This is a genomic window from Bradyrhizobium sp. Y36, assembly GCF_002531575.1.
Lineage (GTDB): Bacteria > Pseudomonadota > Alphaproteobacteria > Rhizobiales > Xanthobacteraceae > Bradyrhizobium.
This window is the reverse complement of sequence record NZ_NWTI01000014.1, coordinates 153,191-165,633: the sequence shown is the minus strand read 5'-3', so window position 1 is coordinate 165,633 and position 12,443 is coordinate 153,191. Positions and strand designations below refer to the sequence as shown.

General features: G+C 64.0%; 5 protein-coding genes. 2 read left to right on the top strand and 3 right to left on the bottom strand.

Annotation, left to right across the window (positions count from 1 at the left end):
* Positions 1-129: 129 nt before the first annotated feature.
* Positions 130-6,423 carry a VCBS domain-containing protein gene (locus tag CO669_RS22760; RefSeq protein WP_097662169.1) on the bottom strand — a complete coding sequence of 2,098 codons (6,294 nt, stop codon included), beginning with the start codon at positions 6,421-6,423 and terminating at the stop codon, positions 130-132.
* Between the two features lie 621 nt (positions 6,424-7,044).
* Between CO669_RS22760 and CO669_RS22755 the strand changes: the two genes are divergently transcribed.
* Together CO669_RS22755 and CO669_RS22750 are read left to right on the top strand one after the other, a co-directional pair.
* The gene (locus CO669_RS22755) at positions 7,045-7,776 is read left to right on the top strand and encodes a transglutaminase-like cysteine peptidase (RefSeq protein ID WP_097662168.1); all 732 of its coding nucleotides are present in this window, start codon (positions 7,045-7,047) and stop codon (positions 7,774-7,776) included.
* Positions 7,777-7,862: 86 nt separating this feature from the next.
* On the top strand, positions 7,863-8,966 hold the full coding sequence (locus CO669_RS22750; RefSeq protein WP_097662167.1) for a lysozyme inhibitor LprI family protein: 1,104 nt from the start codon (positions 7,863-7,865) through the stop codon (positions 8,964-8,966).
* A gap of 276 nt (positions 8,967-9,242) precedes the next feature.
* On the opposite strand, the gene CO669_RS22745 is transcribed toward CO669_RS22750, so the two are convergent.
* Entirely contained in the window at positions 9,243-10,442 is a 1,200-nt protein-coding gene (locus CO669_RS22745) for an ABC transporter substrate-binding protein (protein WP_097662166.1), read from the bottom strand.
* An 81-nt stretch (positions 10,443-10,523) separates the two neighbouring features.
* On the bottom strand, positions 10,524-12,362 hold the full coding sequence (locus tag CO669_RS22740) for an AMP-dependent synthetase/ligase (protein WP_097662165.1): 1,839 nt from the start codon (positions 12,360-12,362) through the stop codon (positions 10,524-10,526).
* Positions 12,363-12,443 lie beyond the last annotated feature (81 nt).

The window sequence follows — 12,443 nt, the reverse complement described above, 5'->3', positions numbered from 1 at the left end:
TCGATCGGACTTCCTGCCCCGGACCGGGCCGGGCACACCGATCATGGAGCGTCGGCGCGCGATTTTCTATGCCCGAGCAGCTGAGGCTTATGGAATTTTTTGCCGCGGTCACGAGCCGGCGAGCGGCGCTCAGGTGATGTGGAAGATGAAATCACCGGCTTTGAGATTGGTGGCAATGACGTTCTTCAGCAACAGAGACTCGTGCTCGACGAACGACGCCCCCTCGAGCTGAGTTACGTGCTGATCCCAGGTCACCAACGTATCGCCGGACTGTTGGACGACCGAGAGGTTGCCGATCGAGCTGACGTCCGAGAACTGGCGGAGGTCGATCTTGTCCAGACCCGTCGTGAAATCGGTGATGGTATGCGAGAGCTCGGTGACGGGCTGCCCGTTGCCGTCGTACATCAAGCCCGGCGCGAACACGAACTGGTCCTTGGCGCCGCCGCCGGTCAGCGTGTCGTTGGTATCGGTCGCAAAGATGACGTCCTTGCCGCCGGCGCCTTCCAGAAGGACACCCTGGCCCGTGTCACCGGCCTCGTTGAAGATGAAGTTGACGGTATCGGACAGGCCCGTGGTGTTGTCCAAAGCCGTAAACGTGATCTGTTCAGTATTCGGCGGCGTCTCGCCCGGATCGTAGGTGATGCCATCCGCGAGGGCCAGATTGATGTCGTCGAGGCTGCCGCTCGTCGTCGCCGGAGAGACAGTGCTGTCCGGATCATGTGCGGTCAGGGCCGTGATCTTGAAGTCATCCGTCGCGGCGCCGGAATCAGTATCGACCACCGCAAGACCGCTGATGAGGTCGGTGTTCGACTCGTTGTCGTGCCAAACATAGAAGCGCGTTGTGTCGATGACCGGGCCGTTGGCGTCGTCCACGCCGGTCACATCTACCGTGAGCGTCGCCGTGCCGGTCGCACCGTGCACGTCCGTGGTCTGAACCGTAAACGCATCCGCGTAGGAGCCTTGCGGCAGCGCGTTGATGGCCTCCGCATTGGCGGCGTAGCTGTAGCTGCCGTCGGGGTTGACGGTCAGCGTCCCGTACAGGCCCGTAACCGTCGTCGCCGCGTGATGATCCGCGTTGAGCACGGCATAGGTCAGCGTCGCCGTCTCGCCGGCATCGGCATCGTGGCCCGCCAGCGTGCCGGTCAGGTCGGAGAAGGTATCGGCAGCGGCCGTATCCGCGAGCGGACCGATGTGGAGATCGGCGAGCGTCGGCGCATCGTTGCTGCCGACGATGTTGACGGTAACGATCGCGCCCGTGCCGGCGCGGACCCCGTCCGCCGGAACGATGGTGTATTGCAGAGACAGCGTTTGGCCGGCCGCGAGGAAATCGAAGGCCTGGCCGCCCGAATTGAACTGCCACGCGAACTGCGCGTGCGTGGCCGTGCCGTCGAGGATGTCGCCGGACGGGACCGAGAGATAGTTCAACAGGGTTTCATGCGACAGCCCGCCGACGCTGCCGGTTTGCGCCGCGCCGTCAAGAGCCACATTCAACTCGCTGACCGACACGGTGACGTGATCGGTCGCATCGACATCGGAGATCGCCAGCGTGCCGTGTGCAAGCTGGCCGGCATTGGTTTCCACGAGATCGGCACGGGCGCCGCCCGGACCGGACGTGCTGCTGGCCCAGTCCGCATCGCCCTCGATTGCAAGGCCCTTGGCGGGATTGGCGGGACCGGCCGTATTGGCGGCCGTGTTGCCGCTGCCGTCGGCGAGCTGGTAATACCCGGCCAGATTGGCCTCGCTGCCGGTGAGCGCAGTGAAGTCGATCGACTGGATCTGCGCCTGCGTCAGCACGGTGGTCCAGACGCTGACATCGGCGATCGAGCCGTAGAAGCCTTCCGCGCCAAAGCCAGCCGCGTCCGGCTCGCTCGCAGCACCGATCATCATGTAGGAGTGCGACGGATTCGACGCACTGCCGTCGATCGCGTTAACCGACCAGGCCTGCGAATATTCGAGATTGCCGTCGAGATAGAGCGTGAAGGTGCCGGCGTCGCGGGTCAGCGCGATGTTGTGCCACTGCGAGGCCGCGAGCGCCACGCCGGTATCGGCGATCTCAACGCCGCCTGCGAGGATCTGCAGCTCCATCGTGCCGTCGGCGTTGACCGTCCCGAGCAGGCCGAAGCCGGTGGTCGAGGTGTTGCCGTTGTAGAACAGGATCTGGCCGTGGCCGGGATCGGAGCTCCCGTTCCAGTTCACCCAGCCGTCCAGCGTCACGTCGTTGGACGCGACCGTCGGCACGTCGCCGACCGCGATGGTATGGCCGTCGAAATTCATGTAGTCCGACGTCACATAGGACACCGCCGGCGCATCGTTGGTGCCGGTGATGGTGACGGTCACGTCCTGGCTGATCTTGCCGCCGTGCTGGTCGTCGAACGTGACGGTGTAGACCTGGGTGATGGTCTGGCCTTCCGCCAGCGACTGCAGCACGGGATCATTGTTGTCGAGCGTGAAGTGCCAGCCCAGCGACGCGCCGTTGTCGCCATCGGTGCCGGATTCGGTCACCGACGAATCGATCGAGAACGTGCCGATATGCGAGCTGGCGCCGAAGCCCGGCAGGTCCGAGCTGAGGGACGACGATTTGAACGACCACTCCGCGGTGTGGGTGTCGGTCAGGTCGACATCCTGGATCGTCAGCGTGCCGTCGGCCGTGAGGGTGGCGTGCGCATCCTCCGTCACCGCGCCCCTTGCGGCGTCGGCATCGCTGGTGATGGTCGGCGCATCGTTGGTGCCGGTGATCGTGACGGTCACGTCCTGGCTGATCTTGCCGCCGTGCTGGTCGTCGAACGTGACGGTGTAGACCTGGGTAATGGTCTGGCCTTCCGCCAGCGACTGCAGCATGGGATTGCTGTCGTCGAGCGTAAAGTGCCAGCCCAGCGACGCACCATTGTCGCCATCGGTGCCGGATTCGGTCACCGACGAATCGATCGAGAACGTGCCGATATGCGAGCTGGCGCCGAAGCCCGGCAGGTCGGAGCTGACGGACGACGATTTGAACGACCATTCCGCGGTGTGGGTGTCGGTCAGATCGACATCCTGGATCGTCAGCGTGCCGTCGGCCGTGAGGGTGGCGTGCGCATCCTCGGTCACCGCGCCCTTTGCGGCGTCGGCGTCGCTCGTGATCGTCGGCGCGTCGTTGACGCCGGTGATCGTGACGGTGACGTCCTGGCTGACGGTGCCGCCATGATGATCGCCGAACGTGACGGTGTAGACCTGGGTGATGGTCTGCCCTTCGGCCAGCGACTGCAGCATCGCGTTGCTGTCGTCGAGCGTGAAGTGCCAGCCCAGCGACGCACCGTTGTCGGCGTCGGTGATGGATTCGAGCACCGACGGATCGATCGTGAACGTGCCGAGATTCGTGCTGTCGGCATCGAATCCGGACAGAGCCGAACTGATGGACGACGACTTGAACACCGCACTCGCGGTATGGGTGTCGATCAGGTCGAGATCCTGGATCGCCAGCGTGCCGTCGATCGACAGCGTCAGGCTCGTGTCCTCGACGACGTGACCTGTCGCCGCCTCGGCATCGCTGGTGATCGTCGGCGCGTCGTTGACGCCAGTGATCGTGACAGTGACGTCCTGCGTGACCGTCGCATTGTGATTGTCGGTGAAGGTGACGGTGTAGACCTGCGTGATGGTCTGCCCTTCGGCCAGCGACTGCAGCATCGCGTTGCTGTTGTCGAGCGTGAAGTGCCAAATCAGCGTCGCGCCGTTGTTGGTGTCCGTATTGGATTCGAGCACCGACGGATCGATCGTGAACGTACCGAGATTCGTGGCGCCCTCGTCAAAGCCCGGCAAGTGCGCGCTGGAGGACGACGATTTGAACACCGCGCTCGCGGTATGGGTGTCGATCAGATCGAGGTCTTGAATCGCCAGCGTACCGTCGATCGACAGGGTCAGGCCGGCATCCTCGATCACCTTGCCGGTTGCCGCCGCAGCGCTGCTGGTCACGGTCGGCGCGTCGTTCTTGCCGGTGATGACCACCGTGACGTCCTGGGTGACCGTTCCACCGTGGTGGTCGTCGACGGTGACGGTGTAGACCTGCGTGATGGTCTGGCCTTCGGCCAGCGATTGCAGCACCGGATTGTTGTCGTCGAGCGTAAAGGTCCAGCCGACTGACCCGCGGGAGCTGGCGCCCGGATTTTCGACCACCGGATCAAGTGCGAACGTGCCGATATGCGACGTGCCGGCGTTGAAGCCGGGCAGGTGCGCACTCGACACCGTCGACTTGAGCACGTAGCTCGCGGTGTGCGTATCGGTGAGATCAGGGTCGTTGAAGGTGATGGTGCCGTTGGCTGCGAGCGTTGCCGACGAATCCTCGGTCACCGCACCGGCCGGATTGGTGTCGTCGGCGACGATGGTCGGCAGGTCGTTGGTGCCTTCGACGTTGACGTCCGCGCCGTTGATGGACACGGTGATCGGCGTGCTGACGACACCACCATGCCCGTCGTCGACCTGCACCACGTAATTGAGGGTCAGCGTCTCGCCTTCGGCGAGGAAATCGAACAGATGGTCGGGAACGCTGTAGGTCCAGGTGGCCGAGCCGTTGTTGCCGTTCCCTGCGCCCTGCACCACCGTCAGCGGCACCTCGACGGCGGCGATCGCCGCGAGCTGCTGCGGCGTCAGCGTCGAGCTGATGTCGTGGCCCTGCGCGTCGAGATATTTGAACGGATGGGTGGACGAGAGCGCCGCGCTCACGATCGGCCGGTCCGTCAAGTCGACGTCGGTGAAGGTGACCGTGCCGGTGATGGTGTCGAGCGCCTCGTTGCCGGTGCCGACCTTTTCGATGACGGTTCCGCCCGCCGTCGCGACCGTGGGCTTGTCGTTGGTCCCCGTGACCGTGATGGTGATCGGGATGAGCCTGGACTCGGGGTTCACCGTGAAATTGGTGTCGACCCGGACCATGTAGGTCAGCGTCAGCGTTTCACCGGCCGCGAGGAAATCGAAGACGTTGTCCGGGATGGTATAGGTCCAGACCGCCGAGCCGTTATTGTTGTTGCCGGCGTCGGGGACGACGCTGATCTGGATCAGCGTCGCCGCGATATCCTGCTTCTGCAGCGCGGAGAGCGAACCGGTGACGTCGTGCTGGCCGGCGTCCTTGTAGATATAGTTCGGCGCGTCAGCGAGGCTGATGCTCACCGTCGGCCGGTCGCCGAGGTTTTGATCGACGAATCGGATCAGGCCGGAAATCGTGTCGCTATGCGTGTCGCCGGTCGTGTCGGCTCGCTCCGTCACCGCGAACGCCGTCTTCACATTGCCGCTGGCGTCGAAGCTCTGCGCAATCGGCTGGCCGGGGATACGCGTGACACCCGGCGAGGAAGCGCCAGTCCCCTCCGATCCCTGCGGATTGAGGTTGACGAAGGTCGCGACCACGACGGGACCCGAACCCGACTTGAACACCAGGTCCTGGCTCATCGGCGTGAGCGTGTCGGTGAAGTTCGTCGTCAGCTTGGTGTTGGTGTTGTTGTCGGTGAACTTCAGCGTGAACACGTCGGTGATCAGCTTCTGAATGTCCGGCGACATCAGCGCATTGGAGATCGAGACGTTGCCGCCGCTGATCTGGATCATCTGGCCGGCCTGGTTGACCGTCGCGATCGGCAGCAGCGTGATCTTGTCGAACAGGATGTAGGAGCCCGTCGTGCCGTTCGGCTCGACCAGGACCTGGAAGCTCGCCTGCGGCTGCGGATCGCCGCCGCCAGGGGGAACCACGAAATTGATCTGGGTGAGCACGGCGGTGCCGCGGATACCCATGGTGGCGACCGGCGTGTCGATCTTCATGTCGCCATGCTTGGCGGTCTCGCCGGCGACGAAGGTGATGGTGCCGGCGACAAGGCTCAGCAGCGAGGAATTGCTCGACCCGTTGGGGTCGTAGACCATCTCGTTCAGGACCATCCGCGCATTGGAGGACAGGCCGAACACGGTGCCGTCGATGAAGGTGATGCCGAGGGTCGAATCGGCGCCGGTCGAGACCACGTCGCCCTTCTCGACATTGTCGCCGTTGTTCAGGATGACCGAGACGCCGTTGCGGACGGCGGTCGCGCTGCCCACCAGCTTGGTGACATGGCCGATGACCTGGGCCGCCGTGGCGCCGGGCGCGGCTTGCGCAACCTGCACATGGCCCGTGAGCGCGTTGACGATGTCGCCGGTGAGGTGGGCGCCGTCGGGCGAGGCGAGCGCCGCACGCTTGTCGCCCCGGAAATAATCGTGAACGACGAACTCGTGCCCCTCATGGGACAGCACGAGATCGAGACCGGTGCGCTTGAATTCACCGTTGAAGATCAGGTTGGGGTCGGGAACGACGAACGCGCCCTCAGGCACGTGACCATGGGCTTTCGCCGTAAAGGAATCGACATGGGCGTCGGCGGGCGAGCGGGAACCCAGGCCGTCCAAGGAAATCGCGCCGTCAAATTGGCCAGCGTAATTCAACCGGGCACCGTAAAAGGGTTAAAATTTAAGTAAGTATCGACCGCCTAAGCTTGCATAGCATTAGCAAGTCCTTAGGGATACCATCTATTGCTTGTGTGATTTCGCATCACTTGGCCCAAGGAGGCCATACGGTTGGGCACCGCTGCAGAGAAGCGAAAGTAATATATCAAATATTCGGAAGTCGAATCCGACCTGTTTTCACGCATTTCCAGTCATCCAAAGTAACCTTCCGTATAGTCACGGAGCAGATACTTGCGTCATCTTTCCTTCGCGAGGTCCCGCAGCATCCTGCGGCAAATACGGAGTTAAATCTGTGACCCAACTAACAGAACCCCATGAAATAGGGGGGCGTTAGCCATAGGACCCAGATTCGGCACGCCCCACAACTTGGGCCTGCAATTGGTTCCATTTCGCGGCAACCGGACACCTCCTAGCCGGCGAATCGTAAAATTTTACGCAATTTGGCCAAGCGTATTTCAGCCTGTTCCCCGGTTTTGGGGCCCCGGGCCAGCGCGTTAAGCAGAACAAAACGGCCGATCTCGCACTATCTCCGCGAAAGCAACAAAGCCCGGCACGTTGAGGTCGAGGGGGACCTGACGAAGCCTGGGAAGGGGATGTCAGATGGAGACCGCTGCTCGCTCGCGCGCCTGGCGCGCAATCCTTGTCCTGTGCGGACTGGTCCTGCTCGGATCGGCCGCCGAGCTTCGCGCCGGCACGCTGCTGTCGCCGGGAGCCGGAATGCTCGTGCGTAAATCCGCCGAGCCGTTCGGCGTGTTCGCCTTCGCCATCTCGTCCGGCAACTTGCAGCAGAAATGGTCGGCCCTGAAGAGCAGGCTCGACGACGACATGGTGCAGCTCGCCCTATGCGACGGCGACCGGAACAATTGCGCTTCGCCGGCAGCCCTGAAGCTGCTCGCCATCGTCGACCAGGCCCGCGCCCGCGACGGCCGGGCGCGGCTCGGCGAAACCAACCGCGCCATCAACCTCGCGATCCGGGCCGCCAATGACGGCATTGACGACGTCTGGAGCTCGCCGCTTGCGACCTTCGCCCGCGGCGCCGGCGACTGCGAGGACTACGCCATCGCCAAGCTGGCCGCGCTGCGGCTGGCCGGCATTGCCGCCGAAGACCTTCGTATCGTCGTGGTGCGCGACGTCAGGGCCGGCGAAGAGCATGCGGTTGCCGCAGCAAGGCTCGACGGCCACTGGCTGATGCTCGACAACCGCCGCATGGCGATGGTCGAGGATGGCGCTGCGCGGAGCTACCAACCGCTGTTCACACTCTACCAATCGGCCGTGATGAAATATGTCGACGAGCCGGTGCAGGTCTCGGTGGCCGCCGCCGAGGCGCGTTGATTCCTTCGGGCGACATCCACCACAAAGCCATTTCGCCGCGCGATCCCAGACGTTAGCATGGCGCCTTCCATGCGGGGGCGACTGGAATGCGGTTCATCGTGCTGTCTGTGCTGGCGCTCACCGCTCCCGCGTTCGCGCAGTCCGGCCCCTCCCTCGCCGACCGGCTGCCGCTGTTTGCCAGGAACAACTGCCAGCAGATTCGCGACCCCGGCAATCAATTGTTCTGTGGTGATCCCACGCTGGCCGCCTCCGCCGAGAAGCTCAACACGGCGATCGAGGCGCGGCTCGCCCGCCTGCCCGATCGCTTGCCGGCGATCGAGGAGAATGCGATCTGGATCCGCCAGCGCAATCTCAGCTGCGGCATCGTCGGCCAGACCGCGATCCGCGCCGACGATTTCGATCGGGTGAAGGCGTGCCTGCTCAAGGTGACCGAGGAGCGTGCTGCGATCCTGGGCGATCCTGATTTCGACTGCCTTGCGGCGAACACCGCAGCCGGCGCCCTGATCTGTGCAGATCCATCGCTAGCGCAGGCCGAGACCGAGCTCAATGGCGAGGTGCGCGCTCTGATCGGCAAGCTGGACCCGACCGCCGCGCGCTTTGCCTTCGCCGAATATGGCCGGTGGACCCGAGAGCGCGACCGCAAATGCAATCTCGTCGGCAAGGAGAACGTGCCGCTGCAGGAGCTCGAATCCGCGGAAGATTGTCTCGCCGGTCATTTGAAGCGCAGGACCGACGAAATCCGCGCGGCGAAGGGAGATCCCAGGAAGGTGTTCGGCCGGCAGGTCGCGGCCCGCATCCCCGACACCGACGCCATCGACTTCTGCGCGGCGCGGATCCATGCGGCCAATTCCTGCGGCAATTTCCTCCGAATCAACCGCGTCTACGCGCTCGACAGCCAGGTGACCGAGCAGGAGGCGCAGGTCACGGGCGAGATCGAGATGGCCGTGCTGGCGCCTTTCACCATGTGCAGCAAGGTCGCCTCCACCTGCACCGGCACCTGCTGGGACGCGAGGACGGGTCTTCCGCAGCCAGGCGCCGCCAACAAGGAGCGCGCGGCAGAAGCCTTCAACGTGACGCGCCGCCTGCGCATCCAGCGGACCTTCGCGTTCGTCAAAGCCGCCGACGGCTGGCGCTGCCGCGAGGACGAGCTGGCGCCGGTGATTTCGGGCACGGCGGGCGGGGGATCGTAACGCTTCTTACCCTCCCCTGGAGGGGGAGGGTCGATCGCGCGCAGCGCGAGCGGGGTGGGGTGATCTCTCCACTCGGACACTGTTGGATGGGGAGAGACCGTCACCCCACCCCGTCTCTCATCTTCGCTACGCTCAGATGCGAGCCGACCCTCCCCCTCCAGGGGAGGGTAAGAAAGCATCGTAGGGCAGAACCCCTCACTCGGCTTCGCTTCGCGATGCCACCCTCTCCCGCAAGGGGAGAGGGTGCAGCCTTCGTGTCGCGAGAGCCGCCCTACATCAGAACATCAGATTGTCCTTCACCAGCACCCAGCGGCCGCCCTTGACCTGCTGCACCTGGGTGATGGTGTTGGCGAGGTGGTCGGTCTTGGAGAACTTGGTCGGCGGCGAGTTGAAGATGTCGAGGAACTTTTCGCCCGACTCCAGCGAATCCAGCATCTTCTGGCCCGTGAGGTCCTTGCCGGCCTTCTGCGCATAGAACGCGAACGTCATCATCGCATTGTAGCCGATGATCGCCTGGGTGTTGGCGTCGGTGCCGAACATCTTCTTGTAGTTGACGAGCCAGTCCTTGACCTTGCCTTTCGCGGTGTCCTCGTAAGGAATCTCGAAGCCGCTCGCGGCGTAGAGGCCTTCGACGGCGTCCTTGCCGAGCATCGGCACTTCCATCACGTTGGTCGGCGTGGCGCCGAGGAAGGTGACGTCCCAGCCGAGCTTCTTGGCCTCGGTCATGGCGCCGATCGGCTCACGCAACACCGCCCCGAGCACGACGAGGTCGCAGCCGTCGGACTTCATCTTGGCCACCTGCGCGCTGAAGTCGGAGGCGCCGCGCTTGTAGCTCGTGATCGAGGCCGGCTGCACCTTCATGGCGGTGAGCTGCTGGTTGAAGCCGTCGAGCACGTTTTTGCCGTACTCGTCGTCCTGATGCATGATGCAGGGCTTCTTGAAGTTCTTCCACTCCATCATGTATTTCAGCGCCGCCCGCGTGCTCTCGACATAGGGCAGCAGATTGTTGAACTTGAGTCGCTCCTGCGGCTTGGCCGGATCGAACTTGAAGGTGAACTCGGCCGCGGTCAGCGGGAAGAGCTGAAGCACGCCGGCGTCGAGCAGGATGTCCTGCGCGGCGAGCACGGTGGGCGATCCCATCGCCCCCACCATCGCGAAGATCTTGTCGCGCTCGATCAGCTTCTGCGAAGCCAGCACGGCCTTCTTCGGATCGTAACCGCTGTCCTCGACGACCAAACGGATCTTGCGTCCGTTGACGCCGCCCGCCGCGTTGATCTCCTCCACCGCCATCTTCATGCCGTTGGAGACCGGGACGCCCCAGCCCTTGATGGGACCTGAGAGATCCTGGTGGGTGCCGACGACGATCTCGCTTGCCGAGATGCCTTCGTTGGTGACCTTGGTTTGCGCCGCGGCCGGCAGACAGGTGAGCACCACGGCACCCACAGCAAGGCCGAATGCGCTGAACGATTTCGACATTGACGTCTCCTCTCCTAAAGGCCCGTGTTGGACGAAGGGCGAGGGCCGTCGCTCCTTCGCTTTCTCGAATGATTCCGTGCCTCACGCCACCGCGCGCTGGCGATACATCGCTTCGATCTCGTCGGCGTAGCGCTTGTTCACGAAGCCGCGCTTCAGCTTCATGGTCGGCGTCAGCTCCTCGTCCTCCGGCGTGAGCTGGCGCTCGATCAGGTAGAACTTCTTGATGGTCTCGACGCGGGCGAAATTGCCGTTGACGCCTTCGATCTCGCGCCCGATCAGGTCCTGGATCTCCGCCGCGCGACACAGGCTGGCGTAATTGGTGAAAGGGATGTCGTGGTCCTGCGCGAACTTCTCGACGTTCTCCTGGTCGATCATGATGAGACAGGTGAGATACGGCCGCTTGTCGCCGATCACGACGGCATCCGAGATGTAGGGCGAGAATTTGAGCTGGTTCTCGATCTCGGACGGCGTGATGTTCTTGCCGCCGGAGGTGATGATGATGTCCTTCATCCGGTCGGTGATGCGGACGAAGCCTTCATTGTCGATGGTGCCGACGTCGCCGGTGTGCAGCCAGCCGCGTGAGTCGATGGTCTCGGCGGTCTTCTCCGGCTGGTTGAGATAGCCCATGAACAGGAAGTCGCCCTTGATCAGGATCTCGCCCTCGGGCGACAGCGCGACCTCGCCCCAGGGCACGGCGGTACCGACCGAGCCGAGCTTGACCCTTTCCGCGGGCATCATGGTGGCGACGCCGCAATTCTCGGTCTGGCCGTAGACCTCGTGGATGTCGATGCCGAGCGCGAGATACCAGCGGATCAGCTCCGGCGCGATCGGCGCGGCCCCCGTGAAGGCGATCCGGCAGCGGTCCAGCCCCATCATGCGGCGGATGTTGCGGAATGCGACCCGGTAGGCGATGCGGCTCGCGAGCCGCAGCGACAGCGGCGGCGGCTTGCCCTCGAGCCTGTAGTCGACCGTGCGGTAGCCGATGGCAATCGCGCGGCGATAGACCCATTGCTGCAGCGGGGTCGCGTCCTTCAGCGCGATGGTGATGGCGGAGTAGAATTTCTCCCAGATGCGCGGCACAGCGAGGAAGATGGTCGGCTGCACCTCGCGCAGATTGTCCGGCACGGTCTCCGGGCTCTCGGCGAAATTCATCACCGAGCCGAGCGCGACCGAGATGTAATAGCCGCCGATGCGCTCGGCGACGTGGCAGAGCGGCAGGAAGATCAGCCGGTCCTCGTCTTCCAGCGCCGGGATGAAGTCATTGGCGTGCCGCATCTGGTGCGTGACGCTGCGGTTGGCGTGCATCGCGCCCTTGGGCGGGCCGGTGGTGCCGGAGGTATAGACGAGGATGGCGAGATCGCCGGCGCCGCGGCTGTCGATCATCTCCTGCCACAGCGCCTCGCGGCCGACCATGTGGTTGCGGCCGAGCGCGCGAAACTCGTCGAGCGACATCACCATGTCGTCGGTGAAGCCGCTGAGGCCCTCCATGTCGAACACGATGATCTTCTGCAGGGACGGACAGCGCCCACGGCAGGCGAGGATCTTGTCGAGCTGCTCTTCGTCCTCGGCGAAGATGACTTTCGTTCTGGAATCGTTGACGAGATATTCGACCTGGGACGAGGCGTCGGTCGGATAGATGCCGGAGGAAACGCCGCCGGCGCAGAGGACGCCCATGTCGGCGTGGACCCATTCCGGGACGGCGTTGGCGATGATGGAGGCGACGTCGCCGGGCCGGAAGCCCGAGGCGTGAAGCGCGTAGGCGATTTCCCTGGAAATCTCCAGCCACTCGCGCCAGCTGGTCGGTTGCCAGATCCCGAACTTCTTCTCGCGGATCGCCGGCCTGTCGCCACGCGTCTGGGCAGCACGCAGAAAGCTCTTCGCGATCGTGTCCGCGACCGTCAGCACCGCCGTTCGGGCCATGCGCCTCTCCTCCCTGTCGCCTGCCTCCGCTGCCAGCCTTGTCGGCGGTCTCTGTTGCGGATGACGGGGTTCATCTTACTG